We start from the raw sequence: 23,381 nt of genomic DNA, 5'->3' as shown, positions 1-23,381 counted from the left end.
TTTTTAACACAGATAGCGACACGTTTAGCCCCTTAAAATGATTAAGTATTATTGCGAATTGGTATAAGTTGCGGTATGCGCCGTTTTATACACTAACGCTTTTAAGCTTTTATTGCTGTCTACTTCTACAAAACGGGCCGTTGGTGCAAGGCGCTCAACAAATTCTATTGCTCCTTGGGTGTGCTCGTTTATTAAAGCTTTAAACGCATCTTCGCTAAGCTCTGGGCTATTAGCGCATAATAAAAGCTGTGTGGTATCGCACAGTAGTTCGGGCAATCTGCGCAGCACCTTTTGGTAATCTTTAGTTAGAATAAAGCTGCCCTTTTGAAAGCTTGGCGGGTCTACAATAATTAAATCAAACGGCGCTGCTTTTTTTAATTTACCAAACGACTTTAAAATATCGTGCGGTAAAAAACTCACTCCGCGCTCAAAACCATTAAGTTGATGGTTTTGCTTACCTACTTTAAGTACGCCTTTGCTCATATCCATGTTCATAACATGATCAGCCCCGCCTTGCATTGCCGCAAGCGAAAAACCACACGTGTATGAAAACAAATTAAGTACTTTTGCATGTTTACTATTGGCAGAGACAAACTCACGTCCACTTCGCATATCGGGGAATATTCCGGTGTTTTGGCGGCTTGTTAAATCCACTAAAAAACCAATGCCGTTTTCTTTTACCACATGTGGCGAGGGAAGATTACCATGCACTAAACGATTACTGCTTTGTACACCCGCGCGCTGTTGATACACCAATGCAGATATTAATTCAGGGTGATGCTGCTGCGCCCACGCCCAAAGGGTACTGGTCAGTGTATTTAACGTTGCTTCGTCAATTTCTTCGTACGAAATTAAAAACAAGCTTGGCGGATAAAAGTCTAAATTAATATGGCTTAGCGATGCCACGCTATGGCCGCGACCATGAAATACGCGGCATAGTTCGTTTTGTAGTAATGGCGCATCTTCAAGCGCGCTTATTAGGGGCGAAAAATCGGGTGTCATTTAGTTAATCAACTGTTGTTGTAGTTCGTGTATTTCGTCGCGTACAGACGCGGCTTTTTCAAATTCAAGATCGCTGGCATAAGCATGCATTTTGCTTTCAAGCTGTTTAATTTGTGTGGCAATTTCTTTCGCACTGAGTATTTTTTTAGACTCTTTACGTACCAGTTTAAGATTATCTTGTGGTGCGGCTTCTTCGCCCACATCCATAATATCGGTGATCTTTTTAACCAAGGCTTGCGGCTCAATGCCGTGCTCTATATTAAAGGCGTGTTGTATTTCGCGGCGGCGCTGGGTTTCGCTAATCGCTTTTTCCATCGATTTAGTGACTTTATCGGCATATAAAATGGCGCGCCCGTCGAGGTGGCGAGCAGCACGGCCAATGGTTTGAATAAGCGAACGTGCTGAGCGTAAAAAGCCTTCTTTATCGGCATCTAAAATGGCAACTAGCGCCACTTCTGGCATATCTAGGCCTTCTCGTAATAAGTTAATACCCACTAACACATCAAACACACCGGCGCGTAAATCACGAATTATTTCAACGCGTTCTACTGTGTCTATGTCTGAGTGTAGGTAACGTACTTTTACATTGTGCTCGCTTAAGTAATCGGTTAAATCCTCAGACATGCGCTTGGTAAGCGTTGTTACCAGTACTCGCTCACCTTTTTCTACACATTTATAAATTTCTGAGAGTAAATCATCTACTTGGGTGCCTACAGGGCGTATTTCTATTTCTGGGTCTAACAGGCCTGTTGGACGTATAACTTGCTCTGCTACTTCGCCTGCGCTGCGCTCTAACTCAAAATCACCCGGCGTTGCCGATACATAAATCGTTTGCGGTGCTATGGCTTCAAATTCTTCAAAGCGCAATGGGCGGTTATCCATCGCCGATGGCATTCTAAAGCCATATTCAACTAGGTTTTCTTTACGGCTTCTATCGCCTTTATACATGGCACCTATTTGCGATACGGTTACGTGCGATTCATCGATGATCATCAATGCATCATCAGGAAGATAATCGAGTAATGTGGGTGGTGGATCGCCCGGTGTACGCCCCGACAAATAACGGCTGTAGTTTTCTATGCCCGAGCAATAACCAAGCTCGGTCATCATTTCTATGTCGTATTGGGTACGCTGCGCTATGCGCTGCTCTTCTACTAATTTATTGGCACTTAATAATTGTGCTCTGCGCTCTTTAAGCTCAGCTTTTATTTTTTCTATGGCATCAAGAATTTTTTCGCGTGGCGTTACATAGTGCGTTTTAGGGTAAATAGTGGCGCGAACTATGTGTTTTTCTACCGCACCAGTAAGGGGATCAAAAATACTAAGGCGCTCTATTTCGTCATCAAACATTTCTACGCGTACTGCATAGGTGTCTGACTCGGCAGGAAATATATCAACAACTTCGCCGCGTACACGGTAAGTACCACGGCTAAAGTCAATGTCGTTACGGGTATATTGCAGCTCAGCTAAACGGCGCAGCATATCGCGTTGGTCGACCTGTTCGCCTACTTTTAAAAGCAGCATCATTTTCATGTATGAGTCGGGGTCGCCCAAACCATAAATAGCCGACACAGAGGCCACTATTATGGTATCGCGTCGCTCAAGCAGTGCCTTAGTAGCACTTAAACGCATTTGCTCTATGTGCTCATTAATAGAGGCGTCTTTTTCTATAAACGTATCGCTGGCAACCACGTAGGCTTCTGGCTGGTAGTAATCGTAGTAAGATACAAAATACTCAACTGCATTATTAGGAAAAAACTCTTTCATTTCTCCATACAACTGCGCGGCTAGTGTTTTATTATGCGCCATTATTATTGTTGGGCGATTTAAATCGCTAATAATATTGGCCATGGTAAATGTTTTACCTGTACCTGTGGCACCGAGTAAGGTTTGATGCGCAAGCCCGGCTTCTAAGCCTTCTTCAAGCTGTTTAATCGCTGTGGGTTGATCGCCCGCGGGTTTAAATTGTGACTTTAGCTCAAAGTGATCACTCATTCATTTACTCCGTTACCGTGTTACTGCATATTGCATCTAGCTCTTTTACAAACCATTTGTACGCGACTAACCCTGTGAATACATTACCGATTGCAGCGCCAATAAATAAACCAATCAAGCCACCTAGCATACTGCCTACATAAGCAAAAGGCAGGTAAAAAACAAACAAACGAATAATACTTAAAAACAATGCATTCATAGGTTTGTGTAAAGCATTAAACGATGAATTTGATAAAATGATCACCCCTTGAAAACCATAACTTAGCGGTATGGTGTATATAAAGAGCTTAATAACATCGATTACAGCTTGTTCTTTACCAAATAATTGGCTTATTACCCCTGACAGCGCAATGAGTAAAATATAAATAGCAAATTGCCATATCATCACAAATTTAAGCGTACCAATGTACGCCTCTTTTACGCGGCCTAATTTACCCGCCCCAAAGTTTTGGCTAACAAAAGGAGGCAATGTCATCGATAAGGCCAGCACTAAGATACTGGCAATTGATTCAATACGGCTGCCCACACCAAAAGCGGCAACCGCTTCGGGTCCATGATTGGCAACGAGTGCGGTCATCACAGCCATTGCTACTGGGGTAAGCATGTTAGCCCCCGCTGCGGGTAAACCTATTTTAAGTACTTTTTTAATTGCACTTGCCGCAGTTTGATTACCTGCTTTTAAACTTAATAGCCGCTTTTTAACGCCCAGCACATATAAAATAATAACAACCGCTACGCCCCAGGCAATAACACTGGCAATAGCGGCACCTTGAATGCCTAATGCCGGTACTGGGCCCCAGCCAAATATCAAAATAGGATCGAGTATGGCGTTAATAAGCCCTGCCCCACCCATTACTATGCTGGGTGTTTTAGTATCGCCACTGGCTCGTAATACCGAATTACCTATCATGGGGGTAATTAAAAATACGCTGCCAATAAACCAAATATTCATATACTCATGAATAAGTGGCAGCACTAATTGTCCGGCCCCTAATAAAGTGAATATTGGGTCGATTAGTAAATATCCAACAAACGAAAGTAAAATAACTAATAGTAGCGCCACAATAAGCGACACACTGGCATCAAAACGCGCCTCTTCTATTTTATTACTGCCTAAGGCTTTCGCTATCACCGCTGATGTGCCAATACCTAAACCTATAGCTAGGCTTATTACCGTAAAGGTTACCGGAAACGTAAAGCTTACCGCCGCAAGGGGCTCTGTGCCCAACATACTGATAAAAAATGTATCAACTATATTGAACATCATTAGCGTGACCATGCCAAATATCATCGGGATGGTCATTTTTTTCAATGTAGGCAAGATGGGATCGTTAAGTAAATCTGGGCGTGATTGAGAATGTGAAGTTTCGCGCATGGAATAAATAAGCCTCTTTTACTGAGCGAGCCATTTTAAAGCATCATAGCAATTCAAGCCACGGATTTATCAATGGATTTCATACTAATAATAAAGCAACAATTAAAAAAATAGCTAAAGTTGAATTTTTAAGCATTTGTGCACAAATACGCCCTTAGAGCGCCATAAAACAATAAGTGAACATTTTTATTACTTTTTTAACATTTAACCCTGCAAATTCGCTGAATTTTTACACAGCGCGGTATTAATCTTTATCGTAACGAATTAATTTACTCATCGTTGCATGGTAATTCAGCATGCATTTATAACCCTATGTTTTTTATAGTAATAAAAAAATCGTTTTAAAAGCTTGAAATCGTTGTAGCGCCCTAAAACTCTGGTCGGGACAGTGTTCTTAAAGTTTCATAAACAGAGTTATCCACAGAAACCGTGGATAACTCAGCTGAGCCCGCATTTATAAAGGCTTGCGCGCAGGCTAAAATTCAGCTCAGGTCCAACCTTTGCTCAAAGTTAAAGTTAAAAACTTATCAATGTGTAGCTGTAGCCGCCGACCTAAAATGATAATTAGCACGGGTTAAGGTGAGTAAAACAGGTTTTATCATTTTGACCCGCGCGGGTTAAAATGAGTAAAAATAAATAAAAAAAAGCGCCAATTTCAATGGCGCTTTCTTCTAACTTCCCAAACTAAATAAACATCTCTTAAATTGCATTTAAACAACCTAAAATCATCCTAAGAGCTAATAACCTCTAAATTACATGCAACATTAAGGATAAATAAACAAAGGGCTTAAAATCTCGTACAGCTCCAAATTTACAAAGCCACGTATAATAAACACAGCCAAGCTGTTAATTAAGGGACTTTTCGAAAATTATTTTATAAATTTCTTCGTCACTTAACCCTTTACTATTCAGCGATATTATTAACTTTACAGTGTCTAAATTAAACTCTGACTGTTTATTATCGTTTCCCATCAAAGAGCTAAGCAGTTGATTATTGTGTGTTAAAGAACTTATAAGCCTTTCTTTGTATTCGTTAATAATTTTTTCATAGGCTAAATTTTCATGGATCAGGCTCATGTATGAACCTTTATCTACACTAATTTTTTCACGTTCCGCGCTAAGCAATATTTTTGTATTTAAAAATGCCTGATTAACTTCAAGTTGAAAGCTTGGGCTTATCCAACCAGCGTAGCTAATAGCGATTAGCTGATGTCCATAAGTACCTCTGTCCGTGCCAGTCTTGTATTGAACTATGACATCATGGTTATTGTTAGGGTCATAATCTTGACCCTTGTTGCTAGAATTAAGGTCATTAAATAGCTGTTTAACTAAAGCTCTAGCTGTTTCTTGCTCTAGCCATCTATTGGGTGCTTTATGCTTAGCTGCACCGCTTAGACCATACAAAGCATTTAAGCTTATGTAGCTATTCCCATCCATAGGAATATTAGAACCAGCGATAGTGATATGATTAGCCATGAAAGCCCCCTAGCCAGAGTTATGCACACGGTTATGTGCATGGTCATTAAACTATAGCTAGGGGTAAAGCAAATTAACAGTTAATGTTTATTCCTTGCTTACGTAGGTTTTTGTGTACTTCTCGCTGTTCGCTAACAATTTCCTGCACTCTACGCATTGAAAGTCCGTGTTCTAACGCCAAAGAACTTGCATTAGATCCATCGAAATTTTTCCAGATAGCTATGTTACGCAAAGGAATAGTTAACCGTGTTGGCTGCGGTAAATAATAGTCTCTGCCGCCCATATAGTGGCTTAAACTAAGCAATACAGCATTGACTACACTAGCCTGTTCATTCAAATTAAAGCCCTTCAATGCCTCATCAATAACACAATGAAACGCTAGTAAGTTTGCAGGCCACTTACTCATACAAGCTGCGCGATGCTGTTCAGGTAATTCACCTAAATTAGTAGCTGATTGTTTAATGTCGATTCTTTGTGAATTTTGCATTACACACCTAATTTAAATTAAAGGTAAGGACAAACAAGAATTTCAACAGAGTCAAAGTTAATGTTACTTTCACCATTTGCTAAGCGTTCTTTTTTTACCACATCATGGGCGAGCTGGCGTAATGATGGAGGCACAACCAATACATTAGGTTTAATTCTTAAAGTGCGCCCTGAATCACCTTTCAGTCCTAGCATTCTTTGGTAAACTTTATTGAAATTTTCAGGGTTTAATGCTTCATTTGATTTAGAGGCCAGTTGCCAAAAACCATAACCAGCATTACCACGAGCACGAATACCATATAAATATTCATCTTTTAAAAACACATGTGAATCAGAATCATCAACTGTATTTTGTATTGCGGGTTTAATGCGTTCTTGCCATAAAAAAGGTTTTAAAACTCTTGTTGTATCAAGTAAATACCACGCTTCAAACACTTGAGCAGGGTCAGTTGGATAATCGTAGTTAGAGACGTTTACTTGCTCTCCAATTGTATGATCAGTATCAAAGAAATTCTGACCATCTAAACACAATCTGGTGTGTCCATCTTTTAATAATGCAAAGACATGATCATCTGGGAACTCTGACGCTTCACGCCCTAAGTCTTCAAATAAGATACCGTATTTGCCGTAGTCATTATCTTCAAAATCAGTACGTTTAACTGCTATTGATGTTTCAAATAGCTTGTTCTTAATTTCGTATTCATATTCATTAAGCTTTGCTAATTGACGGTCACCTACCCACTCTTGAATTGCGGGAATTTGACCTAAAAAGCCGTAGCCTGTTGATGATGACTTTGACGGAACAACCGTTGCCACCTTCATATAAAATGGCTCTTCATTGTGTGAAAGCCCTTTATCGAATCGTGATGCAAAGGCTGTAGATGCTTCTTTTAAGTTTGTACCAGTAATCATTTTTGTTCCTTAATTTTTTTATAAAGTTCAGGCTCTACACCTACCAATTTACAAGCTTCAAGCTCGCCATTTGATAGGCCTAAGTTATTTGTATGTTGTAGCTTGGGAAGGGATTTTGTTTGGTGCGAGTTTAAATGAACAAAGCCAAAACCATTTAAGCTAAGTTTGCTTACGATTGATTCAAAGCATTGTTTACCCAACACTTTTCTCATTGAGAGAAACTCAGGTTCACAAGAGCGAGGAAATACGTATTTACCAATTACTTCTTCAACATCCAGCGAACAGCTAGCTAACTCGCTTGCTTCATTTTTTTGTCGTAAAGCGGCTAATATTTCATTCGGATTGCTTGTATCTAAAGACATTAAACTTGCAATTTCATGTGCAAAAGTAGAGGGGTCTACCTTTAGTTTTTCTGTTTTAGTGCTACAAAATGCAGCCATTTCGAGCGCGGGGGTATTAGTGAGGCCAACGTTTACAATTTTAGTAATAACTTTATTACCAGCAGTGTCACTTGAAAGGCTAAGCAAAGGAGAAAGGTAACGATACTCTTTATTTTCAATTAATTGCGTAGCTGGCTTTGTCCATTCGACCTTACCCCAGATACCATCGTCACGTAGCTCTAACGCCTTAACCCAACCAGCAGCAGGCTTTATGTGCTGGTTTTCATCTCTAATGCTGTGCTCATAATCTACGCTCATTTCAACGTTTTCACGCATAGAGTTTTGTATAACTAATTCGGGTTCACTTAATGTGAACTCGCGACCATCAGCGGTGCTTATTTCTGGCCCAATTGGGAGTAATTGAACCCATAAAGGCAATGTATTTTGAGATAGTTTAATCTCTGAGGAAAGTTGTATTTGATTCACAATAAAATATCACTTGTTTGTATTTTAATGTGATATTACTGATTAGAAGGAATGTATGTAATACGCGAGGTTTCCAGAAAGCACGAAACCTCGCGGGGTTTATTTTTAGTGGCTTGAGAGGGAGATAGCCTTAGCAAAAGTAACATCTCTGACTAAGTTTATAGCTAGCATTAGTGTGTATACTTCTTCACTTGAAAACTCGGGTAACTTCTCAGATAAAGCCATTGATAGCTTTGTTACATCTTGATTTAACTGCATTAAATCAGGCGTAGTTGAGTATGACCCTAACGAATTTTGAATTACATCCTGAATTGGATCAAAAGATTTTATTTCAAATGGTAATGTTGTTGACTTTGACATAATGGTAGTTCCTTTTTGATTTTTAAGAGGTGCCACCATTACATGAGGAGTGACGGGACTCACTCTCGGTTCAAAAAGATACCGCCGCCAATATTCCCACAAGGGTATTGTATTTTCAGCTGTCATCCCGTCATAATTTAATTAGATCTATGCCAAATTTCAGGCATAAAAAAACCGCTTATGTAACGGGTGCGGAAACCGCTTTTTGATTTTGAGAGATCTGTAGTATGGTGGTAAGCTCTAATACTTGTCAATAAATAAATACATAATTAAGCATACAAATTTGTATTTATGGGGAGTTTAAGCGCTTGTAGCGAACCTATTAAAGCGCGAAATTAAGTGCGAAAACAATTATTTTGCATACATAATTATGTATGCATCTAATTATAAATAAAAACAGATAAATTAAATTTAAACAATTGATTTAAAAGCGATTAATATTAAATTGTTACACTTTATTTTTTTGATCGCACTTCGCGCTTTAAAGTGCGAATGATCGCACTTTAAAAAACAAAGCTTTTTAAAGTGCTTTAATTATATTAAAAGGCTGTGTACATGCACCCTGTAGGCCTACGGATGTATTTATGGCAAGATGTATTCAGTTTTATTATTTACTCATATTAAGCCGCGTTTATCATTTTTTCGCACTTAATTTTACTCATTTTGATCGCGCTTTCTTTTCGCACTTAATTTTTAATGAAATCGTCTACAGCCCTTATCTTTCCCACCTTTTCCCATGTTTTCTTACCTATTCCCTGTTTATCATTTATATCCGTTAGTTACACAATGCTTACTGTAGCCGCCGACGAAAAATGATAAACAACACGGGTTTAAGTGATAAACAATAAATTATCATTTTAGCCGCGCGGGTTAGAATGATAATAATTAAGGTGAAAGTATATAGCTAATAGGCAGTTGTCACTAATCTGCTGGCACATTTACTGAACCTTAAACAGCAGTTAAACCCCTTTTTAAAGAATATATATTTTTAAACTTCTATTTCTGTATACGGCAACGTTGGTGCTGCCCCAACAATACGGCCATTTTCAACGTATGCTGCGCCTGATTCAACGTTAGCACCTAACACAATGCTTTGACTGCTGTCGCTGTATTGTACTAACGTGGTGCCGTTAGAGTTTACTGAAACCACTGTCACTATAGTACGTTGCGTTTTGTCCAGGACTGAGCCTAGGCGGTTGAGTGTATTAGACATTGCTGATCACCTTTATAGTTTGGCTTACTGTGATTGCCCCTGAGTCGCTAATACTTGCGCTTATATCCATGTTATCGCACGTTGCTTTGTAAGTAGAGCTGCCATATGTAACGCCTACCAACATGCCTGGTCTAATTGGTGGTAAGTCGTTTAGTAACTTTGTGCGTATAGTGCTTTGCTGTTTATTGCCACTGTTGGCAAGTTCATATGAGCCGCGCTGCCTTGCTGCTTGGTTGTCTGTTATTAATGAGTCCACTACGTCACTTGCAAACTGATCACCTAATGTCCCCGCACGTTTGATTTTACACGCCACGCCTTGCTGCTCACCGCGAACAAATACCGCGTTATGCGCTTGGTTAATCGTTTGGCTTGTATTATGTTCGAGTATTATTGAGTCGTTGAGTATTACATCACAAATAGCGTTTTCAGTATCCCAAGGCATAACAGGCCAAGCAGGTATAACAGAGACCGTTTTGTTAGCGTTGTCTATGTCCAACATTGCCCCTACCGACTTAGCCACACTTAAAAGTGCGGCAGCGGGGGTTAAATCAGTATAAGTGAATGCCCCTGTTGGGATTGGGTAATCTATCATTTTATTATCGAGTGACCAGCCTGTATTTACTAAAATATCTGACATAATCCCCGCTAACGTTTTAGCCGTTGGATTGGCGTAGTTTGTAGCGCGAGCATATGGGGCCGATAAGAGCGCAAAACGACCGCGACAGCTTGCACTATAGCTTGAATTTGCAAAACGATTAGCAGTGCTAGGCTGCTCACAAATCACATAAAAATCGTAGCCATTTACTGAGATTTTTAGCTCTTGGCCCAGGGCACGCTCAAAGTCGATACGAGAACAAAACTTAAGGCTACATGAAGCACTAAACTGGCTGCGAGATACCGAGTAATTTATGCTACTAATTAGTATCTTTACGTCGTCTGAAAGACGTACGCAATTAATGGTTGGCTGCATGATATATGTTTTCCTAATCTGGGGTTCAATAGGTATTTTTCTGTCTATTGTTGGTATGTCATCGTCACCACGAACCAAACCGCCTGGCAGGCCCCAATAACACACTTTATCAGGTGCATTGAAACGCATTTTTATAGAGCCTGTTCGGGCTTGGTATGGGGCGTTAAAGTCGAGCTTTACATAGCCTTTAAATGGATGATTTCTCCAATAACAAATGTATTCTTTATCTGTTTGGCCGTAGTAAATAACAAAATCTTTTTGTTTTAATTCAGGGTTTACTCGCCAATCAAACTGCCATGAACCTTCATTAATAGGGTCTGTCTTCCACGGTATTAAAAGCGTGTTGTGCTCAATATCTAAATTGTTTAACCACGGCAATTCGTGCTCTCTGTTTTCGATCAACGTTTTATTCTTAAAGGGCATTTCAATGCTGTTTAATATCCCGTTACCAATAGACCAACCAACATCAGTCTCTTTGTGCTCGTAGTAACCACTTTGCCAAGCTAATGCTGCTTTTAACTCAATACTACTCGGCGAGCTATAAGCAATTTGGGCTGTTTTTGAAACGTTAATTGACGTCCATAATATTGGTTTAATTTGCTCAGTAATTAACGGTTTTAACCATGTAAAAGAAAGGTCGGCCCCGACTTCTATTAATTCCGGTTCTGTTGGTTCGCTCCCACCGCCGCCATCATCACCGAAGCGCATAGTCAACGGTGATAAATTAACTTTATGCGCTACAGTGAATCTTAGTTCAATCATTATGGGTTCGGCTCGTAAGGTATCGGGTTATCTATATCTAAACTGATTAAATCTACCGGTGTTGGCTTTACATTATCGACAATTGCAGCATTAAACTCTGCATTATCATCAAGCAGTACACACATTAAATGGTTTTCTGATGAATAGTTTATCGATAAAAAGATATGTACGTTATTAGCTGAAAGCTTGCGGTGTGATAATAATTCACCCGTTTTACGATTGAATATTTGCAGCCTTTCGGCTACAGAATCAACATCAATACTTAAAAGTGAAACGGGTGTAATTGGTGGCGGTAAATGAATGTTTTTAGGGTAATGCATTACCACTCCTTTAAATTTATCCAAGTACAACCAGTGTGACTATTTACACTTGGTAATAACAAATAATCTGTATTATCAAACTGCTTTATAACTGGCTTTGGGTCATCTCTATAGCCTGCATCGTTTGCTAAATATAGGCCCGGCATCAGGCCTCTACCAAAAGGCATTTCTAAGGTTTGATAGTCTTTAGCATCGGAAAGGTTGCCATCACCCATAGATAAATAATAAGGAGAAAGCACTGTAATGTTTGGTACACCCGTTATTCTACCGGCTACATATGAACTTCTACCCAAATTTGTTAGGGATGCCGGACTTGGTAAGTCAGAGCCATCCAGCGGATGTATTTGCGTAATTTCTGTAGGGTAACCTTCAGCGAGCCTATAAGTTAGCGATGAAGTCCAGTTAAATGTAACAGTATTTAATACACCCGACATCGACATAAATGTTGCGGGGTCATTAGGGTATAGTGATTCAAAGTCACCTTGAAAAAAACAAATTACGTCATACGTAGAGGTGTAGTTTTTATCTTGGTAATAATCATTTGATACGTAAAAATAGAACGCCTTGCCGGTGCCAATTAGAAACCAATTTTTTAACGTCGAGGCTGAACTATTACTATAAGAATCAAAAGCAAAATACGAGCTTTTCCTGCCACGGTTGTCTTTGTCCACATAGTCATTACAACCTTCTGTAATAATTAAAGAACGACTTTCATTATCATCAGCACGAAAAAAAGAAACGCCGCCGCTACCTACATCAGTGTTATTTTTTAATGCAAGCACGGGGGGATCGGCTATTTCTGTTTCGACAGACCAGCCTAATGGATTTTTAGTACCATACCCCTCAGCTAAGCACTTTTTTAGTACGTTCATGTATTCACTTGGCCTGCCCTCTGCAATTTGCGGCGCGCCTGGGTCATCCCATCGATACATTGTTACTGGTAAAGCCATTATTTAATCCTTATTTCCACGAAAACTGAGTGTTGAATTATCACGGGTTATTTCTGAATGGCCCGGTGATACTGAGCGCGTTAGCATTGTTGGTTTACTTGCTGCAAGCGTTTCAAATAAGAACGCTTCGCCTGGGTTTAAGCCTGCGCCAAAGGCTTCTTTACGTAAGATGAAATACGGCGCGCCTGTATAGCTGTTGATAGGAGAGCAGTCATTTAGCGTGTCGCCGCTGTAAATATTGCCGACTGATTCACCGATTACGTTGTAAGCCGTTGTTGATGTAAAAACAATGGCCCAGCGCTGGGCTATTGCGCCTATGTTTGTAAGCTCGATTGGATATTGAGTGGTGTTAATCGCGCTTGATGCCGCCGCCCCAAAACCAGCAAAGTTGTTTTGCCAGGCGGCCAATGTACGCTCGTCTTTGCTTTGAGCCTGAAAATCGCCTAGCACCTGAACACTGCTTATTGTTGCACCCACTGGATAGGCGCGGCTAAGTGGTGTTAACAGGCTTAATAGGTTGCCGCTAATACCACTTACAGTAACTAACTCAGATTGAATAGCCGTAACAATAAAAGGCGGGCTAAACTCGCTTACACCTGCGTTTATTGTTACCTCGCCTGTGGCTTTGTCGTAGCTGTAGTTTGCATCTGTTGCTGACCATAAGCTTGCGCCTTGAGAATCAGCTATATCTACAAAGTTAGCATCAGCCATCACATTTACGACTTGCCCGCTTGTTAAGCTTTGCTGTTGTGTACGCTCTCGGTTTTGAACACTAATTTGCCCAAACTCATGAAATATACTTACAACGCCACCACCAGGCAGTGTTGATGTATCAAAGCCGCCTTCTGGTGAAGGAACTGTAACTTGCTCCACCTCGTTATAGTCGTAGCGTATTGATTCTGGCTTTACATCAACCGTAAAGGTTATATCAACGTAGCCTGTAGCGCTCACTTCACCTGTAGCGTTAGTGCCAGTTATTGCGCCGCTCAAATCGCTTGATGCACTGAATGTTGTGCCGTCTGTTGTTGTATAAGTGATATAAAGTGAATCACGAGCGAATGAGCTGTTAGGCAATTGCCATTGCTTAGTGCGGGTTTTTCTGTCGCCTTTAATGATTGTAGCGCCAAGGCTATCTTCAACGGTGCCGTTGTAATCAACGCCGTCTATGTCGGTAATAATTCCCGTTTCATAGTCAATCGTAGCAAAAACATAACCATTGGCAATAAATCGCCCTTGCTTATCATCGGTGTAAACGCTGGTTTCACCTGATTTTCTAAGGCGTGAATAACCGGGTAGTACACTTTCACCCGCTGCAAGCGCTATGTTTTGATTAGCTGTAAAAGAGTGGAATCTAAAGTCATCTTTACTAAAGTAATTAAGCGTGAAATATTGGCCTTGTGTTACTGCTGATGCCCTAACAAGTGTTACTGATACGGTATTGCCATTCAGGGTTAATTCTGATTGCTTTAGGTTTATGGTTACAACTTTTCTAACGTATGTTTCATAGGGTGTGCCTCCCCCGTTGGGAGTTACCCACTGCGTTACATACTTATAGCTTTGGTAGCTTGCATTGAATACGGGGTTTTCAATTAATAAATCAGGTACTTCAATATTTATCTCGGTAATATCTCCATAACTTAGTATGCGTTCAGACCGAAAACCTACCTCGCTATCAGGGCTTAAATTAAGGGTTTGGGTAGTGGTTTTTACGCTTGGCGTTAATGAGCGAGTTACTTCTGCAACTCTAAGTTCTTGGCTTTGCGTTTCAACGTCTTGGGTTAATAAGCTTGTACCATGGTACTTAGTGCTTGCCTGTGACAAATAAGGCAGCATTTCTGCAACTGTGTCGGTGTCTTTTAAATCGGGGGCTTCAACAATTAGTACGTTTACAAGCGCATCATCTGGCTGGTCGCTTAGGAATATATGCGCGTCCTGTAACTTGCTTGCATCATCGGTGCTTAGGGCCGGGTATAGCTTCACTAAATCAAATGATGAACGGGCATGATCGATGTCACTTATTGAGCTAAACACATCATTAAGTTTACCGCTAACAATGGCATTGCTTGTGCGGTGTCCGCCTGCGTGTAGCTCGTTGCCAATGCGCTGTGGTTTGAATATTTTTAAATCGGTTCTAAGCATTATCGGGCCTTTAAACAGTTTTTAAACGTAGGTTTACGTTTTGAAAATGGGTAGGTGCTGAGTCTGAAAAATGTGTATGTGGTGTGCCCTCAACTGGCTTTTGGCTGTGGTCCCACACCACAGTAAACTCAGTACCGCGTATTGATATTTCAAACTGTGTGAGCGTTATGCGGGCGTGTTCAAATAGTGGGTTAAACACGCTAGCCGCTTCAAAGTCGCTGTATAAATTGATTGAGCGCCCAGCGGGTATAATGGTTTTTTCTATATGCTGCGCCCCATTGAGGGCACGCTCTGATTGCTCGGCAACGGCTATGTAGTCTAGTTCGTCCAACCAAACAAAGTTATCTAATTGTTGTTCGTTAATTACTATCATTGTGTATTACTCAGTTGCTCTAATGTTTGCAAAAAGCGCTCTTCAAACTCACCGTAAATAAGCTGCTTATCAGGTAGCGCAAGCTCTAAGCGCACGGTTTTAAGTGTGTTACTGCTACTCGTACCCGCAACTGGCTGAGCTTTTAAAGCTGCTGTTAGCTCTTTTACTACTGCGGCTAAGCTGTTTAAAGCGCTGTTAGAGGCTGAATTAGACACACTATTAGATTGCGCATACGTTGGGGCTTGCTGGGTATACGATTGTGTTGGAGTGTAAGTTGGTGTGTATGCCTGAGTTTGAGCTACAGCTTTGGTTGTATTACTTTGGACTTTAATTGCTTCACGCTGTGCGATAATAGCCGCATTAAGCGTACTTTTTTGCTCTTTGCTTAAGTAGTTTAATTGCTTGTTAATCTGTGCGTATATGTCGTTAAGCTTACTTGCTGAACTAGCACCGTCTATGCTGGCGCTTAATCGACCAAATTGATCGTTACTGTAACCCTGGTTTAAACGTTTGGCTTTTTCTGCCTGTATTTCGCGTGAGTTATATTGATATGCTGTTCCGTTTTTTTCTTGGTAATCTACAACGCTATTTACTGTACCCGCAGCTGCTGAGTTATAACGACTTACACTATTAGCTGCGCTTGTGGCTGAGCGTGAAACCTCTTCCAGTTCGTCGCGTTGCTCACGTAGGCTCTTAGTGGCTGTGTCTGTTGCATTAACTTGGTCCTTAGTCGCTTGTGTGCCTGCTTTAGTTGCGTTGGTTGCAGCGTCTTGGGCGTTTTTAAAATCACCTAGTAAGTTATTTACCACGCTAAGTACGGCTTCTAGGCGCTCTTTTTCGTAATTGTATTCTTGAGCGGTCAACGCGCCGGATTGATAGCGACTATTGAGCCTTTCAAGCTCTGCCGTTACATTACTTTGTTGGCGCTGCAATTCACCTAAGCTGGCAAGTTCTAACTGCTGCACCCGGGTTAAGTCGTTTGTTTGATCAGCTAGACGGTGCTGCTGAATAGTTAGCGCAGCTTGAGCCTGCGCTTTTTGCTCAGCAGTAGCAGTACTGCTTGCCATTACTTGCTGGTTAGTAATAATTGCTGCGCGGGTTTGCTCAAGTTCACGAGCAAAACGATTTACTGCGTCGCTGTTAGTGTCTGTTACCGGCTTAAGTGCGTTGGCCTTTTCTATCAGCTTGTCTAGCTCTTCGGTAAGCCCAAGCGCGGCAGCTGCGGCTTCAATACTTGAGGGCACAGTTTGATCAGTTGCATCAGCTGCTTTTATTGCTGCCTCTGCCCACTTTAAATACGCTTGGCGCTGTATCGCTAAAGGTTGTTCAGATTCTTGCATTAACTCATACGCGGCACGTAGCTTATTAGCGGTATCGTCCAGCGCTTTAACTGAGGTTAAGCCTAATGCTTCGTAAGCTTTACCCACATCACCTGCAAATATTTTTTGGCGCTCTAATAGCTCGCCATGCTCTGTAAACTTAACTTTTAGTGCATCTAATACAACTAATTGGCCCTGGTATTGTTCACCGGCGGCAATAATAGCAGTACGGGCCGATTCAATACTTTGTAAAAAGCCGTCAACGCCTACGGTTACACCATCAAGTGCGGTGGCTTGCTGTTGTAATGACTCAATGGTTTTAATGGCTTCGGGTAGTGTTAGGCTTAAAAACGCCTGACGTTCTTTTTCTGCTGCTAAGGTTTTAGCTGTGGACTCAGCTAACTTTTGTTGCTGGTACTCAATATTTACATAGCGGTTGGTTACTTCATCCCATACTAGTGTGCCAGCGTCTATCAACGCGTCTAACTCGGCCATGTTAGTAATAACTAAGCCGGTTGAGTCAGATAACGATTTTAATTCATCGGTGAGTAATTGCGCTTGCTGGGTAGATTGCTGTTGTGATTTACGTAATGCCTCTTCGGCTACGAGTAAGTCTTTGTATAAGAAACCAACCTCTATTAATTCGCTAATTAACCAGGTATATAACCCCGCCTTAGCAACTGTTTTAAGGGCTGTGCTCCACTTTGCAGCGGCTATGCCTGCGGCGTTCGTGGCTACTGTAGTTGCACCAATGGCCGCTGTGTAGGTTCTCAGTGAGGCAATAGCCGTAGTAGCTCCACTGATCACACTACTAAAATAGGTGCCAACTTTAAGGGCTAACCACACTTTAGCCACGGCGGCTATTTCTTCGCGGTATTCGTAAAGCGTTGTTGCAGCGCCTTTAATTGCTTCGCCGGTACTTACGATTGTGTCGCTAATTTTTTGCGCCCACTCTTGCAAGCGTCCATCTGCGGCCATGGCTGCAAACTCAGTATTAAGCGCTGTTATATTGGCTTTTAACCAATCCATAGCGCCACTTTGCGCTATTAGGTTATAAAACTGCTCCATATTGTCTTTAGCGTTTGATACCTGCCCGCTAAAAAGCGCCATTTGTGCAGCGGCTGAGCCAGCACTCGCGCGGCCCATTTCATCTATTAAACCTTTTATAACATCACGGCCTAACTGGCCTGCACTTGATAGCTTTTGCAACTCAACGGTATTTTTACCCGTGCTTTTTTCTAATAGCTCCCAAACAGGTATACCCCGTTCAATAAGCTGTAGTATTTCTTCGCCTTGTAACTTTTGTTTTGCCCAGGCTTGACCTAATGCCAGGCTTACGCCTTCTACTTCTTGAAAACCACCGCCTAACTTTAAAGCTTGGTCGGTAATGGCCTGCATGGTGCCATCCATTGGATCAAGGCCAAAGGCTTTAAGCTTTACAAACGCCTGGCTTACTTCACCCATTTGCAAAGGGGTATTTTTGGTAAAGTCTTTTACCCACTCAGTGGCTTTTTCTCCACCAGCTATACCGCCCATTAGCGCCTGCATTTGCACGCCTAGCTTTTCAAACTTATCGCCTGTGGTAAATACTTGGGTTACTGCTTGGGCCACACGGTCAAGCCCCACATAAGCTGCGGCTAATGCGGTTACTTTGCCTATAATGCCGTCTAAACTTTGCGCTTGGGCACGTTGCGCTGTGGTTCCTGTGCGTAGGTTATTGCTAAATTTATCAACTGAGCGGCCAGTTTTATCAAACTGGGCTGCTAAATCGCGTTTGGCTGCGCGTAGATTATTAGTGTCTAGGTCTGATTTTTTAAGGGCATTTTGTAGTGCTGCGTGCTTACTTGTTTGCTGGGTAAGCTCGGTGCGCATTTGGGTTAGATCTTTTTCGGCGGCATCGAGTGAACGTGCAAGCTGCACAAATGGTTTATCGGTGTTTTTAGCTTCGGCTTGAAGTTTATCAAGGGCGATCGCCGCAGCGGTTGTGGCTATTTCTTGTTGTTCTAGTTTCTGTTTTGATTGTTCAAACGCGCGAATAAGATCAGCTTGGTTAGCTAACCCGTCTAATTCCTTAGCAAGTTTACCGGCTGTTTGACCAGTTTGTTTTGCACTAGTGTCGGTTTTATCTAGTGAATCACTGAGGTTTTTGGCGGCAGGATTAGCAGCATCGGCGCTTTGCTCAATATTTTTAAGCTCTGTTACTAGTTGCTCAATATTTTGCTTGCCTGTGGCTTCGGCAACAATGCGTAGGGCTAATTCTAGGGTTTTATTTGCCATGGCTTCAACTCAGTTTAAACACGGTTTAAAGGGGGGAATAAAGGGGCGAACGCCCCTTTATAAATACGCTTTGCAGGTTGTTAAGCGTCTATCTCGTCAATGTAGTACGGCTCTGTTTTGCCTGTTACCAGTTTGGCTGTCCCTTCAAGGGCAGCGGTTACAAACTCTGAGCTTGCTAAATCAAGCTCAGAGGTTGGCATCATTGAAGTGTCATAAATTTCAAAGTTAACTTGCTTACCATTGGCTAGGTTTGTACCCTCACCAAAAATACGTAAGCGCGTTTGTGACACCGTTGCACCGTTAATGCGTTTACCAGTGCGAGCGTTGTAGCTACCTGTTACGGTAATACTGCCACCTGCATCCAATGCACCGCCCTTAATGGCGCGAATCATGCCCAGCGCAAAGTTAAACTCATAATCCACTCCCGCTACTTTCGTTTCGGTGGCTTGCTTTACTACTACGTCGTTTGTAAAGTTTTGCCCTGGTACTGCAACCCATGACTGGTTAGCCGGTAATGTTACGGCTTCATCGGTTAGTGTACCGGCTGCATCGTTAATGGCGGCTACATCGCCCATAAGTGCGAGCGCAATCATTTCGGCTGGCTGATCGTCAAACTCCCATGTAATAACTGTTGGCTTACCTATTTTTACGTCATCAAGTGTTTGGCCTTTGCTGGCTTTTTTATTTGATGTACGTACAACCGAATCGGCTTCGGCTTTAATGCCTAGCTTAGTGGTGTTGATTGGACCAAAAATTTGGCCGGTGCTTACGCCTTGCTCGTTTAAACGGTCTACAAAAATGTTGCCCGCTAGTAAAATACCGTCGCTCATATTAAAGCGCTCCTTTAAGTCTCATTTGACAAGTAAAAGCCAGCGGGTAATACGCATGGCCTTTGGTGAATTGTGGTTTAGCTGGGGTGTTTACTCTAAGCCATGGCCCCGTGCCGTTAAGCACTTTGCCCGCCATAGCGCGAATAATGTTAGTTAGGTGCTCACCTGCATTTGTGTCTTGCTTACGCACCACCAGTACAACAATCCATGTTTGGGTTAGCTGCATTAAATAGCCGGCGTTTTTACTCTCTGGTAAGTTATCGCCGTAGTACATAAGGTGAATAGCGGGGGTTGTTTGGCGGTCTTCTTTTACGTCGGCTAACTCGTCGCTTAGGTAAACACGCTTAATGCCTGGTACTTGTTCAAGTGCCTGTTTAAGTGGGTTTTGAGCGGCAAAATAGTCGGTGGTAATTTCAAACATTAAATAAACCCCTTTGACTTTTCACGTGAAAACACAGTGCCTGAGCTTTGTATGGTGGCGGTGTCTTGCACTTTTGCGTCCTCGCCTAGTGCATTAACCCCAATGCTTAACTCGCCTTTAGCCACTGAGTTTAAAAACTTTACTGCGTCCTTGTAGCGCGTTTCTATGTGCTCTGGGGTGTCGTTTGTGCCCAACTTATAACGGGCAATATCACAACAAAATTGCTCAAGTAGGTTAGGAACCGTTACAAGCGGCAATTCGTAACGCCCAGCTAAATAGCCGTTAATCATGTCGCTTGCATCAGTAATGGCCTGCTCAATAACTGCGGTATTAATTACATTAGCGGGGGCGTCGTCGCGCTCACTTAAATAAATAAGCTCTTGCTCACCAAAGCGCTTTTGCATTGCGGCTATTGTTGCGTAGGCCATTTACTCGCCCTCGCCTGCTTTGGCTGCTTCTTGTAGCCATTGCCACGCTAAATCACGAGTAAGCGCAGGCACTTTAACTTTAACTACCTTGCCCTCGCTTTCGCCTGGTGCCTCATAGGCAACCTGAGCGCAACTAGGTTGCTCTGCAAACTGTGCATCAATCATTAATGCAATAACGGGTTGCAGCTCAATAGGTGCTTGGGTGTAATCAACTTGAGCGTAGAGCTTAGGGGCATCTAAATTTGTACCCATGTTATCTGCGTCCAGCTGTGGGTTCTGCGCAGTACTCGCATCGAGCGGTACAGCTTGCACCGATAAGCGTGGATCATTTTCAATTGCTTCAAGCTGCTGTTGCGTAAGCGCATCAGCTGAAATAGTTTGCTTTCCGCTTGTGTGGGCAATGCCACCGCGACGGTAGCCCGTAGGCTGCGTGCAATGCACAATGATAGATGCAAGCGCAGTGAGCTTAAGGTTTTTAGCCATTTCATTATTACTCCTGGTTTAAAGTATGGGGCTATACAGCCCCGTACTTAATAGGGTTTTTTATGGGGTAGCTATTAAAGGTAATCAGCTACTAGCAGCTCTACACGGCCTTTAAGTTCGTTTGAGCTGTTTGAATCAAGTTCACGCTCTAGCATGCGGGTTGCTAGCTTTTCCATGCTAGCAGGTACAACTAACATGGTTGGCTTAATACCCAACTTACGGCCACCGTCGGCAGTAAAGCTGCGCATTTTTTCGATGCTGTCCCATAGGTTATCTGGCGTTAATGCACGTTTATTAGCAAAGGCAAGCTGCCAAAAACCAAAGCCTGCGGCATCACGGCAATCAACGCCGTAACGGTATTCTTTGCGCGTGAATACGGCTTCGTCGTCGGTTTTTGTCATGGCAAGCAAGTTAGGCTTTTTACGCTCTTGAAAAATAAGCGGCTTAAGCGCTTTTGAGGTGTCAAGCACGTACCAGGCATCCCCCGTGTAACCTGCATCAACCGCCATGTTAGCTGTAGATACCGCAGTACCTGTGCCATCGGCATTAGGATAAACTGGGTGCTCTTCATCAAAATAGTTTTGCCCGTCGTAGCACAGCGTTGTAAAACCTGCCGCTAATAACGGGAAAATCATTTCGTCTGGGTGAATAGCTGCGGCGTTACCCATTTCTTTGAAAATAGGTGAGTACACGCCTAGGTTATCGTCTTCAATGTCGTTGCGGTCTACGCCTACCGTTGACTCGTAATCGTCGTTGGTAATGGTGTATGCCTGCGATTTCATACTTTGAATATTTCGATCACCAATCCATTTAGCCAGGCTTGGGAACTTACCCAACCAGCCGTAGGTATTACTGGCCGATGTAGATTTAATTACACTGGCAATTTTATCAAATTGCGGCATTGCTTCTGATTTACCTTGTTCAAACTCGGTTTTAAAACCAGTAAACAACGCGGTTAAAAGTGCGGGGGTCACTAAAGCCATTATTTTTGCTCCTTTTTAGCTTTTGCATAAGCCGTGTGCGATAGACCTAACTGGTCTGCTGCATACTTTTCGTCTGCGGTGAGTGCTGCTAAGCCGTCTTGGTTTTGCTCTGGCTTAGGTGCGTGAGTGGTTTGCTGAGCCGTTAAGCTTGCAATAGGTGAACGGGCATCTAACACCGCTTTTAACGCGGCAACACCTTGCTGATTACCTAGGTTAGTTAGGTACTCTTCTTCGCTTGTAATCACGCGGCCATCTTGTTTGGCTTTGTTAATTTCTTGCTCAACGGTTTGCGTTGCGCTGGTGCTTTTAAGGGCCACCATTTCAGTGTGCAATGCGTTGTAGGTTTCAACTGGCACGTACTTAGCTAAATTAACCTCTGAATCTGGGCTATTGGCTTTTAGTGCGGCAACGACATCGTTGGCGGTACTTAACTGGTTTGTTAGCGTATCGGCTTCGTCGGCCTTGGCCTTTAAAGCAGTGAGCGCTGTTGTTGCTTGGGTGTAGTCTGCATCGGTGATTTTGTCATCATCCACAGTTATACCTAGCAAGCTCAGCAATTTTTGAGCTGCATTCATGGTGTTTTCTCCATTGTTAACATGGGTTTTAGAAGCTTTTAAAACCGCTACTTTGTCCATACCGTCTACCGCTGGGTCGTTGGTAAGGGCAAAGTGGCGTAATTTGGTTGGGCGGCCTGTTTGTTTGTCGTAATGAAAAACAGGGCTTATAAAGCGGTATTCGTCGTTTTTTAGGTGTGCGCGTGCGCTAGGTGTCCAGCGTACATTAAGAGCATAAAGTCCCTCGCCTGGCACATACTCTAAATCGCCTGGGTTAAACCAACCACTTGCTGGCGCTGGCTTGCCGTTTTCTTCGGCGTGTAAGGTTTGGTGCTCGTAGTCAAAATGATAATCGTTAGTGCGGGTGCTAGCTGTGCTCTTTAACAGCTCAAATGCAGCTTGGTCTAGTAACCAGGCATTAGCAGGCACATCGAATGGACGGCCATCGTGCGAGTTAAAATAGCCATCTGGCATAACCATTACGCGCTCGCTGATACCTTGCTCGTTAATTTCGCTTGCAAAGCGGCACGCAGCAAAGCCTAGGTCTGCTGGTTTGTTTGCTGATAAAACAGCAAGTCCAATTGTGGTTTCTAGTAAGCTTTGGAATGTTTTTTTCATGGCTGAGCACAGTTTGAATAATCTGTGCTCAGTATGGGATTAGATGTGTGTATGTTGGCCGTGCGGTGTTTCGGGAATAAAAAAGTACAAATTAAATATATAAAAAGCGATTAATTGGTATGGTCAATAAGATATAGTTCTCACTTAAGTATAACAACCCTGTTTAAAAGGTGTTTAAAAGTGTACTGAAGGGATTGTAATAGCTTTTTAGGGGTTAGGATGAAACTTTATATGGAAAAACTGTGAGAGCTCAGCACAGAGCGCTGGTA

General features: G+C 42.3%; 21 protein-coding genes. All 21 read right to left on the bottom strand.

The features are described 5' to 3' along the window. Positions 1 to 48: 48 nt before the first annotated feature. The 21 genes from MTF64_RS04860 to MTF64_RS04760 all read right to left on the bottom strand — a co-directional run bounded on the left by MTF64_RS04860 (position 49) and on the right by MTF64_RS04760 (position 23,112). Positions 49 to 1,002 carry a class I SAM-dependent methyltransferase gene (locus tag MTF64_RS04860; RefSeq protein WP_024034195.1) on the bottom strand — a complete coding sequence of 318 codons (954 nt, stop codon included), beginning with the start codon at positions 1,000 to 1,002 and terminating at the stop codon, positions 49 to 51. After that, entirely contained in the window at positions 1,003 to 2,997 is a 1,995-nt protein-coding gene (gene uvrB, locus MTF64_RS04855; RefSeq protein WP_054983410.1) for an excinuclease ABC subunit UvrB, read from the bottom strand. A 4-nt stretch (positions 2,998 to 3,001) separates the two neighbouring features. Further along, on the bottom strand, positions 3,002 to 4,372 hold the full coding sequence (locus MTF64_RS04850; RefSeq protein WP_248450779.1) for an MATE family efflux transporter: 1,371 nt from the start codon (positions 4,370 to 4,372) through the stop codon (positions 3,002 to 3,004). An 846-nt stretch (positions 4,373 to 5,218) separates the two neighbouring features. Next, positions 5,219 to 5,848, bottom strand: coding sequence for a KilA-N domain-containing protein (locus MTF64_RS04845; protein WP_248450778.1), 630 nt, complete (start codon positions 5,846 to 5,848; stop codon positions 5,219 to 5,221). Between the two features lie 73 nt (positions 5,849 to 5,921). Next, positions 5,922 to 6,335, bottom strand: a complete 414-nt coding sequence (locus MTF64_RS04840; protein ID WP_248450777.1) for a Mor transcription activator family protein — start codon at positions 6,333 to 6,335, stop codon at positions 5,922 to 5,924. Positions 6,336 to 6,352: 17 nt separating this feature from the next. Further along, a complete protein-coding gene (locus MTF64_RS04835; RefSeq protein WP_248450776.1) occupies positions 6,353 to 7,246 on the bottom strand; it encodes a Mu-like prophage major head subunit gpT family protein in 894 nt (297 codons plus the stop codon). Further along, positions 7,243 to 8,112, bottom strand: a complete 870-nt coding sequence (locus MTF64_RS04830; protein ID WP_248450775.1) for a phage protease — start codon at positions 8,110 to 8,112, stop codon at positions 7,243 to 7,245. The genes MTF64_RS04835 and MTF64_RS04830 overlap by 4 nt, the downstream gene beginning before the upstream one ends. Before the next feature lie 105 nt (positions 8,113 to 8,217). Then, a complete protein-coding gene (locus MTF64_RS04825) occupies positions 8,218 to 8,472 on the bottom strand; it encodes a hypothetical protein (RefSeq protein ID WP_248450774.1) in 255 nt (84 codons plus the stop codon). Positions 8,473 to 9,460: 988 nt separating this feature from the next. Further along, positions 9,461 to 9,685, bottom strand: a complete 225-nt coding sequence (locus MTF64_RS04820) for a hypothetical protein (protein WP_024604955.1) — start codon at positions 9,683 to 9,685, stop codon at positions 9,461 to 9,463. Next, complete coding sequence (locus tag MTF64_RS04815) at positions 9,678 to 11,417, bottom strand: hypothetical protein (RefSeq protein WP_248450773.1); 1,740 nt, start codon at positions 11,415 to 11,417, stop codon at positions 9,678 to 9,680. Before MTF64_RS04815 ends, MTF64_RS04820 begins: the two co-directional genes overlap by 8 nt. Beyond that, positions 11,417 to 11,737, bottom strand: a complete 321-nt coding sequence (locus MTF64_RS04810; protein WP_248450772.1) for a hypothetical protein — start codon at positions 11,735 to 11,737, stop codon at positions 11,417 to 11,419. The genes MTF64_RS04815 and MTF64_RS04810 overlap by 1 nt, the downstream gene beginning before the upstream one ends. Beyond that, complete coding sequence (locus MTF64_RS04805; protein WP_248450771.1) at positions 11,737 to 12,687, bottom strand: hypothetical protein; 951 nt, start codon at positions 12,685 to 12,687, stop codon at positions 11,737 to 11,739. The genes MTF64_RS04810 and MTF64_RS04805 overlap by 1 nt, the downstream gene beginning before the upstream one ends. Before the next feature lie 3 nt (positions 12,688 to 12,690). Then, positions 12,691 to 14,826: a hypothetical protein gene (locus MTF64_RS04800; protein ID WP_248450770.1), complete on the bottom strand. Its 2,136-nt coding sequence runs from the start codon at positions 14,824 to 14,826 to the stop codon at positions 12,691 to 12,693. Between the two features lie 10 nt (positions 14,827 to 14,836). After that, positions 14,837 to 15,199, bottom strand: a complete 363-nt coding sequence (locus MTF64_RS04795; protein ID WP_248450769.1) for a hypothetical protein — start codon at positions 15,197 to 15,199, stop codon at positions 14,837 to 14,839. Next, positions 15,196 to 18,795, bottom strand: a complete 3,600-nt coding sequence (locus tag MTF64_RS04790) for a tape measure protein (RefSeq protein WP_248450768.1) — start codon at positions 18,793 to 18,795, stop codon at positions 15,196 to 15,198. Before MTF64_RS04790 ends, MTF64_RS04795 begins: the two co-directional genes overlap by 4 nt. An 80-nt stretch (positions 18,796 to 18,875) precedes the next feature. After that, positions 18,876 to 19,625, bottom strand: a complete 750-nt coding sequence (locus MTF64_RS04785) for a hypothetical protein (RefSeq protein WP_248450767.1) — start codon at positions 19,623 to 19,625, stop codon at positions 18,876 to 18,878. 1 nt (position 19,626) lies between these two features. After that, a complete protein-coding gene (locus MTF64_RS04780) occupies positions 19,627 to 20,046 on the bottom strand; it encodes a hypothetical protein (RefSeq protein ID WP_248450766.1) in 420 nt (139 codons plus the stop codon). After that, entirely contained in the window at positions 20,046 to 20,474 is a 429-nt protein-coding gene (locus MTF64_RS04775; RefSeq protein WP_248450765.1) for a phage protein Gp36 family protein, read from the bottom strand. The genes MTF64_RS04780 and MTF64_RS04775 overlap by 1 nt, the downstream gene beginning before the upstream one ends. Then, positions 20,475 to 20,957 carry an HI1506-related protein gene (locus MTF64_RS04770; RefSeq protein WP_248450764.1) on the bottom strand — a complete coding sequence of 161 codons (483 nt, stop codon included), beginning with the start codon at positions 20,955 to 20,957 and terminating at the stop codon, positions 20,475 to 20,477. Between the two features lie 74 nt (positions 20,958 to 21,031). Then, positions 21,032 to 21,940, bottom strand: a complete 909-nt coding sequence (locus tag MTF64_RS04765; RefSeq protein WP_248450763.1) for a Mu-like prophage major head subunit gpT family protein — start codon at positions 21,938 to 21,940, stop codon at positions 21,032 to 21,034. Then, on the bottom strand, positions 21,940 to 23,112 hold the full coding sequence (locus MTF64_RS04760; RefSeq protein WP_248450762.1) for a phage protease: 1,173 nt from the start codon (positions 23,110 to 23,112) through the stop codon (positions 21,940 to 21,942). Before MTF64_RS04760 ends, MTF64_RS04765 begins: the two co-directional genes overlap by 1 nt. Between the last annotated feature and the right edge of the window lie 269 nt (positions 23,113 to 23,381).

Source organism: Pseudoalteromonas sp. 2CM41L (assembly GCF_023161905.1).
Taxonomy (GTDB): domain Bacteria; phylum Pseudomonadota; class Gammaproteobacteria; order Enterobacterales; family Alteromonadaceae; genus Pseudoalteromonas; species Pseudoalteromonas atlantica.
The sequence above is the reverse complement of the archived record's forward strand: the minus strand, read 5'-3'. Positions and strand labels throughout refer to the sequence as shown.

Excerpts from the sequence above, each read along its gene's own strand:
- MTF64_RS04860 (WP_024034195.1), bottom strand. The coding sequence starts at position 1,002 with ATGACACCCGATTTTTCGCCCCTAATAAGCGCGCTTGAAGATGCGCCA.
- uvrB (WP_054983410.1), bottom strand. The coding sequence starts at position 2,997 with ATGAGTGATCACTTTGAGCTAAAGTCACAATTTAAACCCGCGGGCGAT.
- MTF64_RS04850 (WP_248450779.1), bottom strand. The coding sequence starts at position 4,372 with ATGCGCGAAACTTCACATTCTCAATCACGCCCAGATTTACTTAACGAT.
- MTF64_RS04845 (WP_248450778.1), bottom strand. The coding sequence starts at position 5,848 with ATGGCTAATCATATCACTATCGCTGGTTCTAATATTCCTATGGATGGG.
- MTF64_RS04840 (WP_248450777.1), bottom strand. The coding sequence starts at position 6,335 with ATGCAAAATTCACAAAGAATCGACATTAAACAATCAGCTACTAATTTA.
- MTF64_RS04835 (WP_248450776.1), bottom strand. The coding sequence starts at position 7,246 with ATGATTACTGGTACAAACTTAAAAGAAGCATCTACAGCCTTTGCATCA.
- MTF64_RS04825 (WP_248450774.1), bottom strand. The coding sequence starts at position 8,472 with ATGTCAAAGTCAACAACATTACCATTTGAAATAAAATCTTTTGATCCA.
- MTF64_RS04820 (WP_024604955.1), bottom strand. The coding sequence starts at position 9,685 with ATGTCTAATACACTCAACCGCCTAGGCTCAGTCCTGGACAAAACGCAA.
- MTF64_RS04815 (WP_248450773.1), bottom strand. The coding sequence starts at position 11,417 with ATGATTGAACTAAGATTCACTGTAGCGCATAAAGTTAATTTATCACCG.
- MTF64_RS04810 (WP_248450772.1), bottom strand. The coding sequence starts at position 11,737 with ATGCATTACCCTAAAAACATTCATTTACCGCCACCAATTACACCCGTT.
- MTF64_RS04805 (WP_248450771.1), bottom strand. The coding sequence starts at position 12,687 with ATGGCTTTACCAGTAACAATGTATCGATGGGATGACCCAGGCGCGCCG.
- MTF64_RS04800 (WP_248450770.1), bottom strand. The coding sequence starts at position 14,826 with ATGCTTAGAACCGATTTAAAAATATTCAAACCACAGCGCATTGGCAAC.
- MTF64_RS04795 (WP_248450769.1), bottom strand. The coding sequence starts at position 15,199 with ATGATAGTAATTAACGAACAACAATTAGATAACTTTGTTTGGTTGGAC.
- MTF64_RS04790 (WP_248450768.1), bottom strand. The coding sequence starts at position 18,795 with ATGGCAAATAAAACCCTAGAATTAGCCCTACGCATTGTTGCCGAAGCC.
- MTF64_RS04785 (WP_248450767.1), bottom strand. The coding sequence starts at position 19,625 with ATGAGCGACGGTATTTTACTAGCGGGCAACATTTTTGTAGACCGTTTA.
- MTF64_RS04780 (WP_248450766.1), bottom strand. The coding sequence starts at position 20,046 with ATGTTTGAAATTACCACCGACTATTTTGCCGCTCAAAACCCACTTAAA.
- MTF64_RS04775 (WP_248450765.1), bottom strand. The coding sequence starts at position 20,474 with ATGGCCTACGCAACAATAGCCGCAATGCAAAAGCGCTTTGGTGAGCAA.
- MTF64_RS04770 (WP_248450764.1), bottom strand. The coding sequence starts at position 20,957 with ATGGCTAAAAACCTTAAGCTCACTGCGCTTGCATCTATCATTGTGCAT.
- MTF64_RS04765 (WP_248450763.1), bottom strand. The coding sequence starts at position 21,940 with ATGGCTTTAGTGACCCCCGCACTTTTAACCGCGTTGTTTACTGGTTTT.
- MTF64_RS04760 (WP_248450762.1), bottom strand. The coding sequence starts at position 23,112 with ATGAAAAAAACATTCCAAAGCTTACTAGAAACCACAATTGGACTTGCT.